We start from the raw sequence: 17127 nt of genomic DNA on the forward strand, positions 1-17127 counted from the left end.
AGTCGCTGATGCCGCTGCGGCTGGCGCGGTACGGCGTACCGCTGGCCAGGACCGCCCCCGCCGGCCTCGCCGCGGCCGGCATCGCACCGGCGGCCGCAGCCCTGGTGGCAGACCCAGCTCCCGCGCTGGCGCCTGCCGAGAGCCACCAGCCAGCCGCCGCTGCATCCAATGAGACCCACGAACAGTCCCTAGGCCAGGAGGAAGACACCAGCCAAACAGCGGGCATCAGCACGCGGGAGATGCTCGGGCGGGCAGTCGGGAGCGCCGACCTCGCCAATGCCTTCCACGCCTACATCGCCCAGTACGGAACTTTCCCCAACTCCCGGCAGTTCGGCCTCTACCTTGCGGACGCCCACGCGATCACCGATTCGGAGACAGGCGGGCCGCTTCCCGAGGCTGCGTTGCGTCCCGCACTGCAGGAGCTGCGTCGGGAGCACCCCGTCACGAACATTGGCGCCTTCGACAGCGTGCGCCCGGTGGCCGGAGAATGGGAGTCGGCGGGCGCCAATGCCGCCGCCTACGGCAGCCTGGCCGAACTAGAGGTACCAGACAACGCCGCGATGGCTCCGCTTCAGGAGCCGGTCACGGCGTCGGCCACTAGCCAGGTCCCGACCGGGCAGCCTGCCACTGAGCCCGGAGTCCGGCCATCGACCATCCCGCCCGCGCGTGTGCCGGACACGACCGGCCGACTGGAACGCTGGGAGGAAGCCGCTCCGGACGCCGGCGCGGCAACAGCGCGGAAGCCACAGCGCCAGGAGCAAGAGCGCGATACCGAGGAGCAGAGAATCGAGCAGGTGATGCAGTGGCTGATCGAAGCTGAGGCCACCGGCAAGAAGCTGTCAGGGGCCGAAGTTGCTCGGCGGCTGGAGGTAGCCCCGCGAACAGGCCAACGAGCGATCGCGGCGGCGAAGGAAATCAAGAGCGCGCGTGAGCGGGAGAGCAGCCAGAGGCACGGCCGGGCACACCTGAGGTCGGTCACCCACCGCACGTGATCGCACCACACATCGGCCACCAGCGGCCGAACTTCGCTGCACCGGATCGGCCATGGCCGATCCGATCCGTCCCGTGGCCGATGACCGATGACCGATGACCGAAGTATCCTCGCCGGATGATCCGAAGGCATGGCATCCCGGCGGACCTCGGATGCGGTGCTCGGCAGCGTATGACCGGAGCGGCCATGGAGACTGCCCACTGCTGCCTGTCATAGGTGTCGGTTCGAGGGTCAGCGCTCTGCAGCGGGCCCTTGAACCCCAGGGTGACAGGGCCGGATCAGTCTCCGTCCGCGGGCAACCTCTCAGCCGGCGATGCGGGTGGGGGCGTTTTGGTTCCCGGGAGGCGTACGACGGCCTCGGTGCCGCCTTCAGGGTGGGCTCGGAGCTCTACAGTTCCGCCAGCTTGTCGAATGGTGTTCGCCACGATAGCCAGGCCGAGTCCACTGCCGGGTAGGCTGCGGGCCGTGGGGGATCGCCAGAAGCGATCAAATACATAGGGTAGTTCGTCCGTGGGGATTCCTGGGCCGTGATCACGCACAATGAGCGTGCCTGAGGCAAGGCGCACGGAGATCTCACCCTCTGGGGGTGAGAATTTTACGGCGTTATCCAATACGTTCACCAAAGATCGTTCCAATGCAGCTGGATCGGCGTGGGCGTACCAGGGATCCAATTCGGTTTGGAAGATGAGATTTGGCCCGCGCAGTTCCACTCGGTCCAAGGCTCGTTTGGTGATCTCGTGCAGTGCGACAACGCGTAGACTTCCCGCCGAGGGTGCTGAATCGGGTCGGGAGAGCTCTTGAAGATCTCCGACAAGTTTCGTCAGTTCGCTGATCTGAGCCTCAACGGAACCGAGTAGTTCCTGATGAGCGTTTGCGGGCAGTTTTCGCCCGGACTTTTCACTCCGGATGAGTAGTTCGATGTTGGTGCGCAGCGAGGTGAGCGGGGTTCTTAGCTCGTGGCCGGCGTCTTCGATCAACTGTTGTTGACGATCACGGGAAGCTGCCAAGGCTTCCGTCATGGCATTGAAGGAACTGGAGAGCCGTGCGATCTCATCGGTTCCGGCGACAGGGATTCTGACGTCTAGGTCCTCAGTGCGCGCAATGTGCTCCACCGTCTGGGTGAGCCGCTCAACGGGACGCAAACCGGCGCGTGCAATGGCCAGACCTGTTGTGATCGCTCCAGCAACACCTACGCCGGCCACGCCGAACAGGACGAGGGCGAGGGTGTTGAGTGGTTTGTTCACCATGCTCAGCGGTTGTGCGATGGACACCGCATATCCATCGCCGAATCCGCCCGGGAGGTTGGTGCCTGACGTCGCCACGCGCATTGGCGTTCCGTCTTTGTCTGTAGCGTCGTGCAGGACCGAGTCCAGCTGGCCCCTGGCGACGGCTCGGTCGCTCCGATCGACGTTGATGGGTGTGGTTCCAGGCGCAGCGCAGACCGTTCCGTCGGCGGTAACGACCTGCACGGTATACGACGTGGGTGTGTCAGCCGTCGTGCTGTCTGGACGCTGCGTCAAACCGCAGGTGCGCAGTAGCGCTTGCACATACCCCGGGGAGGCTTGGACGCTCTGTAGGCTTGCGTCGAGCTGGTTGGTCAACTGCTGGCGGGTCACGAACCAAGCGGCTGCTGCAGCAACAGCGACGGCAACAGCAACAGCAACACCTGCGAAGAGGGCCAAACGCGCACGTAGCGTCAGACGCCGAAGGTAGGGGATCACGCCCGCCCGCCTTCGCAGCAGACGGGTGACCGGAGGGCCGAGGGCAGTGGTGTGCGGGTGCTCATCGTGACAGTGTGTGCTGCGAAGATGAAAAACAGCTAAAGAGAATCTGTGTGCAGCCTTGTGGTCGTGACCATGGAGGTAAGCCGGGTGAGAGGGCAGGCGGGTGTTCACCCGTCAGCCCGGACTTCAGTGGGTGTGCCAGATCCGGGATGTCGAGGCTAACCGCCTCTTCCGCGCCACTGACTACATCAGCGAGCAAAGGCGAGCGACCCGAAACATTGAATCATTTTGGCGAAGTTCTGAAGTAGCTGCAGCAGTTCTCTGTGCCCCGCGTTGGTCGTTCACGTTGGCGCGCCGGCGCGATGACAAGCCCATGGCGCAGGGAACTGTGAAACGACGTCAGACGTACCGGCCCTAGAGAGTTTCAAGCCCCGAACAGCAGGAGAACGAGTGCGTGTCGAGGTGGGTCGACCAAGCGCAGTATGTGTGCGGTCGACCCACCTCGCTTTCTAACCGGCCACTGCTCCTACGAGTCAGGCTGTCACGATGGTGCTACGGCAGTAGTTAACCGTGCTGCCCTGGTAGAGGCACACCTTGAGTGTGTAGCCCTTACCTTCCTTGAGGTTGTGAGAGCCCCCATCGCTGGCCTTGGCCGTCGCGCAGTTCCCGGTCCCGCCCCGCTTCAGCGTGTAGGTTGCAGACCACTCGTTGGGGCCAATTCCAGCAGTAACTGCCCAGCCATCGGCCTCAAGGTCACAGACTGTCAAGACGTCGCCGTTGCTGGTGAATTTCGCCCGCCCGCCGGGCGCTGCATCGTTGGTGTACAGCGTTACGCCTGCGGCATACGATTCAGTACTCATGGTGAAAGCGAGTGCAGCGGATGCTGCTACGACACCAAGGCTTCGTGCGACCTTCATTTCTTAGATCCCCCCATCTTGAGCCAGCGCCCAAATGCGCTTGCTCGACGCGGACTAGAACGTCTCCACGCGTCTCGAACATTCTAGCGATCATGGAGGCTTGAGGCAGCCAATTTCACGCCAACGCCCAGATGCAGCTGGCCGAAACCTTGATGACACCCGCCCAAGGGCCTACGGCTCAGAACGGGCGGGCCCTTGTCCGTCTGGGCGCCCACCATCACTGCGATCGTGCCGCGTGGAAAGCCCAACGGCACCACTCCCACGTGGGGCGAGGCGAGGTCAGGTGCTCGTCATCAGAACTGCGCCCAGGGTGCCGACGATCAAGAACGGTCCGAAGGCAAGGGTGCTCTTGCGGTGATGGCGCCGAGTAAGCAGCAGCGTTACCGCAACCGTGGCGCCGAGGAGATAGCTCAGGACAAGCGCCAGAGCGGCGACCTGCCAGCTTCGCCAGCCGAGCACTGCGCCGAGGGAGATCGCCAACTTCGCGTCACCCAGTCCCATGCCGCACAGCGCGAACGCCGTGAACAGCCCGCCGGCGGCGGCCGCGACGGCAGCTGCGCGCAGAAGGCTCCCGGCCTCGTGATGAACGGCTGCGGCCGTGAGTAACGTCAGCGTGCCGACGGCGGCAGTCAGCGTCAGCACGTTCGGCAGCCGCTGCACCGCGCTGTCGATCAGCAGAAGGCCGGCGCCGAGGAAAGCGATCCAGTACTGGGCGGCGGCGTACCAGCCGACAGCGCCACCGGCCGCGACCACAGCGAACGCGGCGGCGGTGGCGAGCTCCGGCACCCAGGGCGCACACAGCCGCACACGGCAGTTCGGGCAGCGTCCGCCGGGCGGAAGGAGCCGCAGGGCGTGCGGGCCCCACGCCGGCACCGGACGCGGTGAGCAGGCCGGGCAGGTGACATCGGCAGGCTGCCCGGCCGGGACAGCGAGGGCGACGACGACCGGGCGCAGGCCAGCTCCAGCCACAAGGCCCACAAGTGCGGCCAGCAGCTGGCTGAGCATGCGGCGTCCTCTCGTGCTGCGCGACCGGTGCGCGTACAGGTCGGTTGGATCAGGCGGACTTGCTGAGCTGGGCCAGGATCTCGGCGGTGGACTCCTCCATGTCGACGCCCAATTCCATGTTCAGGGTGTCGAGCTTCTCCGCGGCCCGCTCCAACGCGTCCCAGTCACCGAGGGCGGCGTAGGTGCGGAACAGGATGCGGTATAGGTTCTCCATCTCCGGTGCCGCGTCCAGCCCCTTGGTGGCCGCCCACAGCGCGCCGCGCGGATCGCCCTGGGCCAGGCAGTGCTCGGCCAGGTCCGCGGAGGCATCGACGATCGCGGAAATCATGTCCTGGGCTTGGTGCTCGGCCCAGGCGTAGCGTCGGCTGTTCACGCCGGAGAACGGCCGGCCCCGTACGAGTTCGAGTGCGGCACGCAGCTGGGCTGCGGCCTGCGGGCCGGGGCTCTGGGTGGCGGCCGCGGTCAGCCGCTGGAAGTGGTGCCAGTCGGAATCGACGGCCGGGGCGAGGGCGTAGCGGGCGTCGCTGGTGGTGGCGATGGGCGGGAAGAACGGGTTGCCGTCCTGATCGGTGCCCAGCCAGGTCCGCAGGCGGCTCACCGTGGCGTTGCGGTACTTGCGGGCGGTGTCCCGGCCGGGCCACATCGCCTCATCCACGGCGTGGTGGTCGAGGTTGGGGTGCAGCACGAGCCAGGCGGCCAGCTCGATGCACGTGCGCTTGCGCTTGGACTCGATGGTGCCCTGGGTGCCCTCGATGTCCACGGGTCCCAGCATCCGCACCAAGGGCCCGTCGCCCGCGGTGTCCTCCACCGCGGTCTCGAACTCCGGCGACGGCTCCGGCATCTCCTTCAGCAGCGAGACATGTGCGTGTACGGCCGGGCCACAGCTCTGTGCCGCAGCCGAAGAGGAGTCAGATGGCGTGGGCTCGTCCATCCCACCGGTGGGGAGGGGAAGGCTTTCGCCGCCCTGGCCTTCGGTGCCGTCCGCAGTGGCATCCGCCGCGTCAGCTGCTTCGGCGGGCGGTTCGTCTTCGTAGAGGGCGAACTGGGCCATCAGGCTTGGCACCTGGGCCGGGGAGCTGGGCGGCGCTGCCGGGGGAGCGACGGGCGCGGCCGCGGGCTCATCCGTCGCCGCCGTGTACTGCGGCAGATCCGGCACAGGCTTCGGGGGAGTGGCGACGGGCTTTGCGGCCGGGACGTCGTCCGCGCGGGTCGTCGCCAGCACCTCCAGCGCGTAGGCGTAGTCCTCATCGCTGAGCGCCTGCACATTGCACGAGACCTCCACCTCGGTGCCCGGCAACAGCAGCGTGACTGGCCCGGCCGCCGTATCGGCTGCTACCACCTGGGCCCCGGATGGGACGGCCGCACCGATACCGGTGGTCACCAGCGCGGTCGCCGACCGCGGATAGTCGGCAACGACCTGCCGCAGCTCCTCAAGCTCCGGGGCCGCACCGTCCTCAGCGTCGCTGAACAAGAGGTGGGGGCTCCATGCAGCGGCGGTCTCTTCCCCGGTTCGTGCGCGCCGCAGACCAGGTGTTCCCAGGACGGCCAGGGCGCGCTGCTGCTCAGTGTGATGCGCCCGGAAAGCGCCCAGCGCGCCGGCGATGTCCGCGTGCTCGATGACCCGCTCGGGCAGTTCCTCGCGCAGGCCGGGCGCCGACTGGCCGACGGCGGAGACGGTGAGGTGGTCGGCGAATTCGGTGGCGGCCAGCTCCAGTGCCAGGGTGCGCAGCATCCTGTGCCGGTCGACTCCTGTCAGGTGCAGGTGACCGGCGTTCTCCAAGTCGAGCAGGATCAGGTGGCCCTGCTCGTCCCACCCAAGGGAGGCCAGCGTCGGGTAGGGAGATTCGACGTCGTCGGTCTGCTCCTGGGGCAGCAGTTCGCCCCCTCGTGTGGGGCATGTCCACCGCTGCGCGTCGGGCGCGGCGCTGAAGGGCGCTACGGGCGCGGCCGGTTCGGTCAGGTGCAGCACGATCTCGCGCGGGCCGATCACCGCTGCCGACAATGGCGGCAGCTCCCGGTCGGCGGCGGTGAGGTGGACCGCTGCGGTGCGCAGGGCACCGTCAAGCATCGTGGTGTCCAGAGCAGCTTCGGCGGTTCGCAGATGCTGCTCGGTGGCGGCAGCCCCTTCTTCGGGGAGTTTGATGCGGCGGCCGCGGTGCCGGCGGCGCTGCTGCAGGACGCGACGGGTGGCCACCGCGGACAGCAGCGCGGCCGCCAGGACCCCGCCCCCGATCGCGGCGATCTGCCCTGTGCTGGCCTGCGTCGAGTCCGCTGTGGGGGCGGGCTGGTGCGGCGCGGGAGTTGCCTTCGTGGGAGAGTGCGGGGCAGTGGGCTCAGCGGTCTCGGGCGCAGAGGGCTCGCGCTGCGGCGCCGCTGTGTGCCCTTGCTGCCCTCCTGCCTTCTCGTCCGAGGCATCGGGCGCAGCAGGAGCGGGCTTGGCGTCCGCTGCGTCCCCGCCGTGCTCCTGGTGCTCGTGATGGGGTGCGGCATCGCTGCCGTTGTCTGGCTCCGGCGCGGAGTCTTCGTGTTTGGGTGCCGTGTCCTGGTCGTGCTTGCTGTGCTCGCCGGGAGGGCCCGGGGTGGCCTGTGGGGGCAGGTCGACGCGCTCCCCGGGATAGATCAGGTCCGGGTCGTGGATCGTGTCCTTGTTCTCGGCGTAGATGTCGGTCCACCGGTCGCCATCGCCGAGCTTCTTCTGCGCGATACCGGAGAGCGAATCCCCCGCGGCCACCGTGTACGTCTCGGTCTTCGCCTCCTGCTGAGTGCTGGCCGGGGCGGCCGCGGCGAGATCTGTGTGCACGCCGCTCGCGTCGGCCGGCAGGTTGACGGTGGTCCCGGTGGGAAGCGTCGCGGTCTGCGGCAACCCGGGGTTCAGGGCACGGATGTCGGCGTGGCGGCGTCCGTCGCCGAGGTAGTGCTCAGCCAGGTCCCAGAGGGTCTCACCGGTGGCCCCCACGGTGTGCCGGGGCCCGGTGTGGGGGGCCTGCTGCTGTGGGACCGAGGCGCGGGGAGCGGAGGGGCCGGGCGCTGCCGTGGCGCTGTGGGCAACCGCGGTAGCGGGTGTCGCGGCAATCGCGTTGGCCGACGGCAGCACCAGCAACCCGCCCAGCAGAACGGCCGCCAAACGCTGTGGCGCGGCTAGGCCCCGCACGCGTGGCGCGGCACGGTGCCGCAGCAGCGCCGCGGCCTCCACGACCAGCGAGGCGACAAACCATGCCCACAGCACCCAGCACACGAGCGTGATGGCAATGAACAGGACGTGCCCGTCGTCCGGAGCCATCAGCGTGTCCCCGACATCGCCCGGGGACGGAACGCCGGCAGGCAGCGTGCCGACGCGCAGCAGCCCGATCGGCAGACCGACGACGAGCGCGGCCAGCGCCAGCAGGCTGCCGACGGCACGCACCAGGGTGAGCGGCCAGGGTCGGCGCGCGGGGGAGTGGGAGTGGGGCATGTCAGTCAGTCTCCGACCTGGTGGACGAGCTGGGCGGTGCCGTGCCCGGTGACGGGCAGTGTGGGCCGGCCGACGCCGGTGAGCATCAGGCAGTGGTAGGTGTCTCTCACGGTCACGTCCAGGCGCTTGCCGCCGCCGGAGACGGTGACGCTGCCGTCGACTCCGGCATTGCGCAAGAAGTCCCGGGCGACGGAGACAGCGGCTTCCGGATCGACAACGACGCCCCCGCCCGGGATGGCCTGCCCGGCATCGATCTGCTGACCGCCCGCCCGTGCCGCGGCGTTGGCGACGTCGTCGGCGTGTGCGGACGCTTTGAGCTGGCCGCCGCCGTCCACGACGAGGGCCAGCAGGCCGAGGAAGACCACGCCGACGATGATCCAGAACAAGGTGGCCGAGCCGCGGTCATCGTCAGCGCCGTGGCAGTGGCGGCTGAGGAACCGGCGGGTGGCGGCGGGCAGGGGCAGCATGTTCACTCCGCGCGGTCGGCGTACTGGTCCAGCGCGCTCGTGGCCGTGGCGGTGAGCGTCTTGGAGCCGGGCAGGCCCGGGACCGCCAGCTGGGAGAGCGGGATGGTGCAGGTGACGGTGGCGGTCACGCTCGCGGCCTGGCCCAGCGGCGCGTTGAAGGCGCCGGTGTCGATACGGACGGTCCGGCTGGTGCAGTTGCGGTCGTCCTGGCGCAGGGCGGCATTGGCAGCGGCCCGGCCGCGGGCCTGGGCGGTGTCCGCGTCGGCGGCCTGTGACGCAGCGCGGGCCGCGCTGTTGGCGGCGTTGTCGACGGAGCTGTCGAATACCCCAGCAAGGCCGTAGGCGGCGAGCAGTCCCAGGAACGGCAGAAGGAAACACACGCAGATGACGGTTTCCAGGGTGTAGGTACCCCGGTCGTCCCGCCAGTGAAGGCGGCGCAGCAGGCTCATTACGGCCCCACGTTCCAGCGCTCGACCGGCACTTCGGCGCTCTTGTTGACCTGCGGGGTCCAGCCGGGCACCAGCGAGAGGCTGGTGCCAGTGACGGTCACACGGACTCGGTCGGCGGTGGAGCCGGCCGAGGAGACGGCCGTGCCCTTGATGAGGTGTACCCGGGCGAGCCAGTTGCGGGCACGGGCGGTGCCGTCGGCGGGGGATGCCTGGTAGGCGGCGCCTGCCGTGGCGGCCTTGCGGGCGGCGGTGAGTGCGGCCTCCTGGGCGAGGTACCACATGCCCAGCTGCAGCCCGGCGCACAGGATCAGCATGACGACCGGGGCGATAATGGTGAACTCCAGCGTCCCCATCCCCTCATCACCCCGCATGCCTGCGCACCGTGCGCGCCACCGCTTCCTCCCGCTGCGCCACATGTCAGAACGAGCTCTTGAAGGTGGTCATCAGGCTGTCGAACTTGCCGTTGAACGCGACGCCGAAGGCGGTGGCCGCCACGATGAGGACGGCGCCGATGATGAGCTTCTCCAGGGTCTCCAGGCCGGCGTCGCTCCGGGTGCTCGTCATGCGGGCAACGACGGTCAGCCAGCGGTCGGCCATACGGGATCGCAGAGAACGGGCGGTGTGCTTCATGGGATCTCCCCCTTCGGTGGTGAACTTCTAATCGGTGCCGCCGGAGCGGTCAGGTGCTGATGAGGGTCTGGAAGAGCGGATAGCCGAGGGTCGCGAACAGCACGACGAACAGCACCGTGCCCGGCACCACACTCTTTTCGGAGTCGGCGTTGGCCTCGGCCTGGACGTCGGTCTGCAGCCGCTTGCGCAGCGCCTTGGCCTGCGTCTCCAGCGCCGCGATGATCGAAGCTCCCTCGCCGCCGGCATGCGCGAACGTATCCGCAGGTCCGGCCAGCTCGGGGACGTCCAGCTGCTCGGAGAGCGCCTTGAGAGCGTCCCACGGCGGGGTGCCCGAGAGCCGGGCCTGATCCAGCGCGGCCCGGATCCGCACATAGACCCGCCCGTCCCCGACGGCCGCCGTCTCGTACAGGGCCCGCTCAGCGCCGGAGTGAGCACCGCGCTGCAGCCGGGCCCGCTCCATCAGAGAGGCCACCGCGTAGCGGTACTCCAGCCGCAACTTCGTTGCCTTGGAGCGCACGTTGGTATCGGCGGAGAGCCACATGATTGCGGCGAACATCACCGAGACGAACAACGGCACCACGAACGGCAGTGGCACCCCGAGCAGCGCAGCCATGGCCAGCGCCATCTGCGGCATCGCGAACCCGCCGATAGCACCGATGACCTTGTCCCCGACGTGTTTGGCCGGCGAGATGCCCAGCAGGTCCAAGTCCTTGCGCGGCACGCCCACCCGCTCGCCAGCAGAGGCCAGGACACGGGTGCCGACCTGCTCGGTCCAGATCGCGCTGCGGGAAGCCCCCGGCGTCGACTGGCCCTTCGGGGCCGGAGAGGTGTTCTCCAGGCGGTCCAGGACGGCGCCCAGGTCCGGGCGCGACGGCAGCAACTCCCGGACCACCAGGAAGGCGCCACCGCCGATCATCGCGCCATACACGGCGCCTGCCATCGACATCATCCAGCGCCCCCCTGCCCGGCCATCGCGGCCTGCCTTGTCTCCTGGGCCGGCCTTGGCTGCAGCAGCCGCGGCGAGGGCCGGACCGCGCACAGGCGCCGCAGCCACACCAGGGCACCCACGAAGGCGGCGCCCATGAGCAGCAGCCACATCTGCCCGCCTGCGCTGTTGTAGGCGGGCCCGAAGCTGCTGCCCATGGAGAAGCCCATGGCCAGCACGATGATCGCCACCCAACGGGTCTGCGTGCGCACCTTCTGGCGGTCCGCGTCCACTGTTCGCAGCGATGCTGCCTCTTCGGCCGTCAGGTCGGAGAGGGTCTGCAGTGTCTCGACCATGCCGCGGCCGCGGTCGCGGATGTGGGTGATGAACACCAGCACCACGTTGTCGACCGCGCCGTCATCGAAGTCGTCGGCAAAGGCACGGTAGGCCGCTTCGGGATCCACGCCCATCCGCAGACGGGCCTCCAGAGTGCGCACTGGGGCGTGGATTTCCGCAGGGACCTGGCGCATCGCACCGCTGATCGCGGCCTCCAGGGTGTGCCCGACGACGTGCGCGCCGGCCAGGTGCTGCAGCCATCGCGACAACGCCTCCAGCCGCACGATGCGGCGAGTGGAGGTGACCGACGGATGCCAGATCCAGGGGAAACCGGCCACCACCGCTGCAGCCAGCAGTCCCTGAACGGGCCGCGCAGTCCATACCCACACCACGACCGCAACAACGCAGGCGCCGACCACGATCCACCTATAGCGCTCCGCCCACGCACCAGGCAGCGACTCGCACACCCGCTGCCACAGCGAGGCCCGCCGCGGCCGCCCCGGCGTCGCTTCGGCCGCCGGCCTGAACGACCGTACGGCCAGTGCAACACCGGCCACCATCAGCAGGCCACACAGCGCGCCCAACATCCCCAGCTGTCCCAGACTCATCGCCGCACCAACTCCATCGGCTTGGGCCAGCGCCCGAACTGCTCCTCGGTCAGCCACCGCTTGTCGAAGCCGGCATCGGCCAGCTCCTGCAACACCTCACCGGTCGGCAGATCCTTCGGCACGCCCCGCGGGTCACCGTCACCGGCAGGCGCGAAGATGCGGCTGAAGGCGGGCTGGCCACCTTCGCCGGGGGTGACTTGCAGGACGTCGGAGACGTAGCGGTGGCGGCGGCCGCCGATCTGCGTCTGGTCGGTCTGCCGGATGAACACCACAAAATTCACCGCGTTGGCCACCAGCTGGTGGGTGGATTCGACGTCCTTGCCGGCGCTCTGACACAGCTGCACCAGACGGGGCAGGACCAGGCGGGGGTAGGCAGCGTGCAGGGTGCACATCGAGCCGCGGCCGCCGGAGCTCATCGCGTCGAGCATCGGCACGACCTCGGTGGAACGCACCTCACCGACCACCACGCGCGTGGACAGCATCCGCAGGGTGTGCGGATACATGTCGGAGATCGTGATCCGCCCGGTCTCCCGACCGTCCTTACCGACCTCGCCGTTGGAGGCGCGCTCCTCCATCGCCATCACATGCGCAGCGACATCCGGATCCTCGTCCAGGAAAAGCTCCCGGTCGGTCTCCAGCGTCACGATGCGCTCACCCGCGCCGACCTTGCGCACCAGAGCCCTCAGCAACGAGGTCTTGCCCACACCCATGTCCCCAGCGATCAACATCGTCTGCTTCGCCGTGACCAGCCCCCACAAGAACACGCGCAGCGCGGGGCTGAGCGTCCCCCATTCGACGAGGTCTTCCAGGGAAGCGCTCATGACGCGGTGACGGCGAATCGCCATGGTGGGCCGGGTCGTCAGCAGCGTCGCCGCGACGCGGGACCGGTCCGGAAGCCGAAAATTGACCATGGGGGTCGCGGGGTTCAGGACGCGGTCGCCGTGCCCGGAGCGTGCGGCGAGCCGGTTGATGAGCGCGACCAGGCTCTCGTCGTCGTCGGCCACCGGGTCGACGCGCTGGGTGGGCCGGTCGAAGTAGTCGACGAGGACCTGGTCGCCGTCCACGACGATGTTCTCGACGCTCTCGTCCTCCAGGTACTTCTGAAGCGGGCCGGCCTTGAACAGCGAGTCCAGGATCGCCTGACGCACCGCCTCCAGCTGCGCGCCGGTCAGCGGCTGCTCCGTGCGGGCGTGCTCCACAGCCCATGCGGAGACGCGCTTGGCGACCAGGGACCGCGCGAGCTCGAATTGGTCCTCGGCGCTGAGCCGGTCCTCGCTGCCCTGCTCCTTGTCCACCAGATCCTGCGAGACCGCGTCCTGCAGCGCCCGCACCACAGCCCGTGAGACAGGCAGCACACCAGGGAGCTCCGCCAGCCGGTCCGCACTGGAGGGGCTGGCAGGATCCTTCCCGAGCTGCACTGCCGGCATCGCCGATGGCGGCGCTGCGGGAGCCGGGGCGGCGGTGGCGCCGTGCTGGCGCTGCGCCAGCACGTCCTTGAGCATCCCGGACAGGGGAGTGCCAGCTCCGTTCACCGGCGTGCCGTTGCGGTTAGCCACTGATCGTCACCTCCTGGTGCGGGGCAGTCAGCCGCTGCACCACGCTGGCAACCACCGGCGATGTGACGGGCGGCGGGGGCAGCTGCATCCGAAGTCGGCGCGTGCTGGCGTCGACCTCGGCGGCGCGGGCCGCTTCTCGGGCGTGCTTGAGCAGCCGCATCGCCGACGGCTTCACCTGCCGGGTCGTGCCGTGCGTGAGGATGCGGGCGGTCTTCTCCTCCCAAGGCAGCGTGCCGATAACCGGGATCTGCAGACGGTGGGCAATGTCATGGCCCGACACGTCGCCCTCCTGCACCAGCAGCAACCGCAGGGCATCCGCCCCCGTCCCGCGCTCCGCCAACTCCTGTTGGAGCGACCGGGCGACAGGCAGCGACTGGGCGACGGACGTCATGGTGTTACGCATGACCAGCAGGACAAGGTCGGCGCGGTGCAGCAGTGGCCGCGGATACAGGGAGGGATGAACTCCACCCGGTTCGATAACGACCCGGCCGGCATCGATAACGACGTCGTACCCGGCGTGCTGGTCCATGGCCTGCAGCAACAGACTCAGCGGCTCCCAGGTCTGGGCAAGGGCAGCAGCCTGCAGCGGATCGGTCAACCCCGGCAGCCACAGCCGGCTGCCAGAGGCATCCAGACGGCGCAAATGGGCCTCGAAGGCTTCCGCCACCTGACCCTCGCGGTCGGCCTGGGCCAGGTGCCACAGGCCGACTTCGCCGCCCCACTCGCCCATGCGATAGCCGGTCCGGATGCTGCCGCCCTTGGCATCCGCCTCCGCCAGCAGCGACGGCCTAGGCCCAGCCAGCGCCATCGCAAGGGAAGAGACAGTTACACCGCTCGCGTGCGCCGAGGTCAGCGCGATCACAGACATCGCGCTAGCCCTTCGACGCCAGCACGATCGCCACACGACCCGTCGCCGCCCGCGCGGCCACCAGCGAGCTGTCCGTACCGGCAACGGAGACCTGCACGACGACCGCACCAGAGGCGTTGGGTGCACCGACCTTCACGATCTGCGCCTCGATCTCCTCCGGCATCTGCTTCGAGACCTGCTCGTCCTTACCCGGCGTGGAGACGATCTTCACTTGGTCGCCGGGCGCGAGCGCGTCCACGGGCGCGGCGCCGCGCTGCACCTCAACGGCCACCAACTCCTGCCCGGCAGGGAGTGCTTTGCCCCCATGAATCTGGGCGTCGGTCAGCAGCTCGCCCCGGTGCAGCGGGGCCGTCGCCCGCCGACCGATGACGCTCGACTTCTCGCTCGCCTTCACCGGGGCGAGGGCAGGGTCGTTGGGCAGGGCGGCGGTGGTGAGGTCCTCGGCGGTGATCTCCTGACCGGCCGGGACGTCCCGGGTGACCGCCAGCACATCCACACGGTCCCCGGCGCTGCGCACCAGCATGCTCGTACCCAGCACACCGACCAGAGTGACTAGTACGCCGAGCACCAGCATCGAGCGTTTGCGGCGCCTGGGGACCGGGCCGGCCCCGATGGGGGTTTCGGGCCGCATCGGAGGCGCCGCGGTGGGGGCAGGGATCTGGGGGGTGTTCTTCATCGCGCCCGACTTTCCGTACGTGCTGGCCCGTAGAACTAGTTGAGGACCTTGAGCTGGCCGATGGTGATCTGCGCCTGGGACTGGCGGGTTTGGGACATCTGACCGGACTGGCCTGCACCGTTCCAGTCGACAGTCCAGGTCGAGGTGGCGGTGACGCCATACTTCTGGCCCGGCTCGTCCTTCGAGGAGCGCTTGTAGAGGTAACCGCAGTCCGGCGAGCGACGCTTGCCGTAGGACGCCTCGTAGGGGGTGCCGGCCGAGGTGCAGGTGACCGTGTGGCCATCGCCCATGTCCCACACGATCTTCGAGACCCTTGCCGTGGCGGTGACTGTGACAGCTCCTGCGGTCGCAGACGCCGTATTGGGGCCGTACGTCTCGGGCGTCTTCTCGGTCCACATCCACACCGGAAGACCCACCAACCCGTTGTGGCCGGGCTTAGGCACGATGCCGATGTCCGGCCCCGCCAACTTCATCTTGTCCACGGCGTTCCGGGCGACGTCGACCGGGTCAACTGCCGCTGCGGGCGGCGCACCATTGGACCAGAAGTTGCCCATATTGACATTGCCTGCCGCATCGACGCAGGTCCGGGAGTAGATAGCTCCGTCACTAGCATCGTCGGGCTTGTGGCCTGCCCAGGCGAGGTTGTCAGCTGGGGGCTGAGGATTCAGCTTCTTAACAGTGCACTTTGTTTTGGGCTTCGCGGTGCCCTTCGAAGGCGACTTCCCTGTTGAGGATGGGCGCTGCTCGGCTGAAGAGTCTGGGGCACTCTGTCCCTCCCCGGCGTGGACGTAGACCCAGCCGGCTCCTCCCTGAACATCCCCAGAGCCGTTGTGTGGCTTTTTTCCGCTCGCCTGTGCAGCGGAGCAGAGGCTCACGGTCGTGAGCCCAGCGATGGCCAGAGACGCGCCGAGGCGTTTCAGCACTTCTGCCCCTTGGGTTCGGCCTTGGTGATCATCCAGCCGTTGGGCCATTTTTCCGCGGACACGACGGTGACGTAGCGGGTGAGGTTCCCGTGGGAGAGCTTCAGAACCTTCCCCGTCTTGCGGTTGATGGTCTGCCACGACCGGATGTCGAGGCAGTCGGTAATAGTCGCGTCTGGTGTCTTCTTGCTAAGCCCGAGCGCCGTCACTTTGGCGTCGTGCTTAGGCGAACCCTTCATGGCATTGCCTGCGGCCTTCATGTTCAGAAGGTCCGCTCGTGCACGTCCCAGTGCGTCCAGGGTTGCGTACTTCTGAAGGTCGGTGCCTTTCTCGCTACCCTTAGAGAAAGCCTTGACCTGCTCAGCCCAGTACTTGTTGTACCTGGCGAGCACTTCCTGCTTGGTGGCCGCCTCAGGATCAACGCTCTTTGATGGCGCCGGCTTTGTGCTCGCGTCCGTCGGCTTGGCGCCTGCTTCGCTAGACCCCCCGCCGCTGCACGAAGTGACTGTCAGTGCCGCACAACTGGCGAGAAACAGGGCAACTGCGCTGTTCTTGCGTTGACGGCCATAACTGTCCCTGATCCGTGTCTTTCGCATCAGTGCCCCTCCCCAAGGGTGCGATCTCCAGGCATTTTATGGAAGTTGTCGCTCTGTGGCGGTTTTCTTGATCACGCACCGTAGGGGTGGCAATGAGCCAACCGGGTGACCGGACCTGCACCCTACCGCCCGTTTTGCAAACCATGAAGTCTGTTTTCTGGGACGGTCATCGCATCCCGCGCATTTCGGTGCGGAGTGCCATCTGGCCTTCCCCTGGGCTCCGTTGAACCGTGATGAGAACCCCCTGGCCGATCGCGGCGTCCGGTTCGCGATCTTCCTTCGAAGGTGGTCTCGGCGCTCCGGGGGTGGTGACCTCAACGGTCACCCACCCGCCGTGGAGCCCTCTGGGAAAGTGAAATCCATCCGACCTTCTTCACTGCTGCCCCCTCGCCTGCGACCACCAGGCCGCCGAATCCTGCTGGGGCGCCGATTGTGCCAGCTCAGACCTATCAAGATCAGGTCCGTGGGAGACGGGGCTGGAATCCGGCATTGGTGGTGCCGGCGTCCTGGCCTCGAAGTCTCCCTCGGGCGTCGTCAGTGAGCACCACTGCTCTGGTGCTGGTTGCGGCGGCACCGAATCCTCAGGATTTGGACCGCGGCGAGTGGCGGCAGGCTCCCATGTCCGCGCACCGTGCTGTCCCGGCACGCGACCACGGCGGGTGGGGTGGGCGTCGTCGGTCAGGAGATCGCCGATAGTGCCGCGGCCGTCGGTCTGGTGGTGCCAGCCGGCCAACACCTCACGGACGATGGAGCGGGCAAGCAGCCGGTACGAGTCTGGGCAGCATTCCCGCTCAGACAGCCACGACAGGTGACGCGTGTGCGTGTGCAGGGCGATCAACTCGGTCACCAATGGCCCCAGCGGCTGAGACACCACGGCGAAATCCGCGCACCGATCGGTGTGCCGGTCCGGGAAGGCGGTGACGTCGACAACAGCTATGGAAGACAGGGAAGGCCCGGCCGGCGTCTTGCGGTGGGCACGGCGAAAGAAGCTGAACATGTCTCTCCCAG

The 17127-nt window shown here is 68.1% G+C and carries 16 protein-coding genes and 1 pseudogene; 1 reads left to right on the plus strand and 16 read right to left on the minus strand.

Annotated features, from left to right (window positions below; translation table 11 throughout):
- A pseudogene (locus ACGFZW_RS36005) lies at nt 1-992 on the plus strand (hypothetical protein); the annotation flags it as partial.
- A 277-nt stretch (nt 993-1269) separates the two neighbouring features.
- On the opposite strand, the gene ACGFZW_RS36010 reads toward ACGFZW_RS36005, so the two are convergent.
- The 16 genes from ACGFZW_RS36010 to ACGFZW_RS36085 form a co-directional block, all read right to left on the minus strand.
- Nucleotides 1270-2712 carry a sensor histidine kinase gene (locus ACGFZW_RS36010; protein WP_393897546.1) on the minus strand — a complete coding sequence of 481 codons (1443 nt, stop codon included), beginning with the start codon at nt 2710-2712 and terminating at the stop codon, nt 1270-1272.
- Nucleotides 2713-3248: 536 nt separating this feature from the next.
- On the minus strand, nt 3249-3632 hold the full coding sequence (locus tag ACGFZW_RS36015) for a hypothetical protein (RefSeq protein ID WP_393897547.1): 384 nt from the start codon (nt 3630-3632) through the stop codon (nt 3249-3251).
- Nucleotides 3633-3911: 279 nt separating this feature from the next.
- Nucleotides 3912-4418, minus strand: a complete 507-nt coding sequence (locus ACGFZW_RS36020) for a prepilin peptidase (protein ID WP_393897548.1) — start codon at nt 4416-4418, stop codon at nt 3912-3914.
- A gap of 268 nt (nt 4419-4686) precedes the next feature.
- Nucleotides 4687-8088: a LysM peptidoglycan-binding domain-containing protein gene (locus tag ACGFZW_RS36025; RefSeq protein ID WP_393897549.1), complete on the minus strand. Its 3402-nt coding sequence runs from the start codon at nt 8086-8088 to the stop codon at nt 4687-4689.
- 5 nt (nt 8089-8093) lie between these two features.
- On the minus strand, nt 8094-8555 hold the full coding sequence (locus ACGFZW_RS36030) for a TadE/TadG family type IV pilus assembly protein (RefSeq protein WP_393897550.1): 462 nt from the start codon (nt 8553-8555) through the stop codon (nt 8094-8096).
- 2 nt (nt 8556-8557) lie between these two features.
- Nucleotides 8558-9004 (minus strand): hypothetical protein, encoded by a 447-nt coding sequence (locus ACGFZW_RS36035; RefSeq protein WP_393897551.1) that lies wholly within the window; start codon nt 9002-9004, stop codon nt 8558-8560.
- Nucleotides 9004-9375, minus strand: a complete 372-nt coding sequence (locus tag ACGFZW_RS36040) for a TadE family protein (protein WP_393897552.1) — start codon at nt 9373-9375, stop codon at nt 9004-9006. Before ACGFZW_RS36040 ends, ACGFZW_RS36035 begins: the two co-directional genes overlap by 1 nt.
- A 46-nt stretch (nt 9376-9421) precedes the next feature.
- Nucleotides 9422-9634 (minus strand): hypothetical protein, encoded by a 213-nt coding sequence (locus ACGFZW_RS36045; RefSeq protein WP_393897553.1) that lies wholly within the window; start codon nt 9632-9634, stop codon nt 9422-9424.
- A gap of 49 nt (nt 9635-9683) precedes the next feature.
- A complete protein-coding gene (locus ACGFZW_RS36050) occupies nt 9684-10574 on the minus strand; it encodes a hypothetical protein (protein ID WP_393897554.1) in 891 nt (296 codons plus the stop codon).
- Nucleotides 10575-10579: 5 nt separating this feature from the next.
- On the minus strand, nt 10580-11503 hold the full coding sequence (locus ACGFZW_RS36055) for a type II secretion system F family protein (RefSeq protein ID WP_393897555.1): 924 nt from the start codon (nt 11501-11503) through the stop codon (nt 10580-10582).
- Nucleotides 11500-13059, minus strand: coding sequence for a CpaF family protein (locus ACGFZW_RS36060; RefSeq protein WP_393897556.1), 1560 nt, complete (start codon nt 13057-13059; stop codon nt 11500-11502). The genes ACGFZW_RS36055 and ACGFZW_RS36060 overlap by 4 nt, the downstream gene beginning before the upstream one ends.
- Nucleotides 13052-13927: a hypothetical protein gene (locus ACGFZW_RS36065; protein WP_393897557.1), complete on the minus strand. Its 876-nt coding sequence runs from the start codon at nt 13925-13927 to the stop codon at nt 13052-13054. The genes ACGFZW_RS36060 and ACGFZW_RS36065 overlap by 8 nt, the downstream gene beginning before the upstream one ends.
- Nucleotides 13928-13931: 4 nt before the next feature.
- Nucleotides 13932-14603, minus strand: a complete 672-nt coding sequence (locus ACGFZW_RS36070) for an SAF domain-containing protein (RefSeq protein WP_393897558.1) — start codon at nt 14601-14603, stop codon at nt 13932-13934.
- 35 nt (nt 14604-14638) lie between these two features.
- Complete coding sequence (locus ACGFZW_RS36075; RefSeq protein ID WP_393897559.1) at nt 14639-15157, minus strand: ATP/GTP-binding protein; 519 nt, start codon at nt 15155-15157, stop codon at nt 14639-14641.
- A gap of 362 nt (nt 15158-15519) precedes the next feature.
- Nucleotides 15520-16119, minus strand: a complete 600-nt coding sequence (locus ACGFZW_RS36080) for a hypothetical protein (RefSeq protein ID WP_393897560.1) — start codon at nt 16117-16119, stop codon at nt 15520-15522.
- Nucleotides 16120-16492: 373 nt separating this feature from the next.
- Nucleotides 16493-17116 carry a hypothetical protein gene (locus ACGFZW_RS36085; RefSeq protein WP_393897561.1) on the minus strand — a complete coding sequence of 208 codons (624 nt, stop codon included), beginning with the start codon at nt 17114-17116 and terminating at the stop codon, nt 16493-16495.
- Nucleotides 17117-17127 lie beyond the last annotated feature (11 nt).

This window comes from Streptomyces sp. NPDC048248 (assembly GCF_043201875.1).
Lineage (GTDB): Bacteria > Actinomycetota > Actinomycetes > Streptomycetales > Streptomycetaceae > Streptomyces.

Bases quoted from the DNA above. Each gene is read 5' to 3' on its own strand.
- ACGFZW_RS36015 (WP_393897547.1), bottom strand. From the start codon at position 3,632: ATGAAGGTCGCACGAAGCCTTGGTGTCGTAGCAGCATCCGCTGCACTC.
- ACGFZW_RS36025 (WP_393897549.1), bottom strand. From the start codon at position 8,088: ATGCCCCACTCCCACTCCCCCGCGCGCCGACCCTGGCCGCTCACCCTG.
- ACGFZW_RS36030 (WP_393897550.1), bottom strand. From the start codon at position 8,555: ATGCTGCCCCTGCCCGCCGCCACCCGCCGGTTCCTCAGCCGCCACTGC.
- ACGFZW_RS36035 (WP_393897551.1), bottom strand. From the start codon at position 9,004: ATGAGCCTGCTGCGCCGCCTTCACTGGCGGGACGACCGGGGTACCTAC.
- ACGFZW_RS36040 (WP_393897552.1), bottom strand. From the start codon at position 9,375: ATGCGGGGTGATGAGGGGATGGGGACGCTGGAGTTCACCATTATCGCC.
- ACGFZW_RS36045 (WP_393897553.1), bottom strand. From the start codon at position 9,634: ATGAAGCACACCGCCCGTTCTCTGCGATCCCGTATGGCCGACCGCTGG.
- ACGFZW_RS36050 (WP_393897554.1), bottom strand. From the start codon at position 10,574: ATGGCAGGCGCCGTGTATGGCGCGATGATCGGCGGTGGCGCCTTCCTG.
- ACGFZW_RS36055 (WP_393897555.1), bottom strand. From the start codon at position 11,503: ATGAGTCTGGGACAGCTGGGGATGTTGGGCGCGCTGTGTGGCCTGCTG.
- ACGFZW_RS36065 (WP_393897557.1), bottom strand. From the start codon at position 13,927: ATGTCTGTGATCGCGCTGACCTCGGCGCACGCGAGCGGTGTAACTGTC.
- ACGFZW_RS36070 (WP_393897558.1), bottom strand. From the start codon at position 14,603: ATGAAGAACACCCCCCAGATCCCTGCCCCCACCGCGGCGCCTCCGATG.
- ACGFZW_RS36075 (WP_393897559.1), bottom strand. From the start codon at position 15,157: ATGGGCAACTTCTGGTCCAATGGTGCGCCGCCCGCAGCGGCAGTTGAC.
- ACGFZW_RS36080 (WP_393897560.1), bottom strand. From the start codon at position 16,119: ATGCGAAAGACACGGATCAGGGACAGTTATGGCCGTCAACGCAAGAAC.
- ACGFZW_RS36085 (WP_393897561.1), bottom strand. From the start codon at position 17,116: ATGTTCAGCTTCTTTCGCCGTGCCCACCGCAAGACGCCGGCCGGGCCT.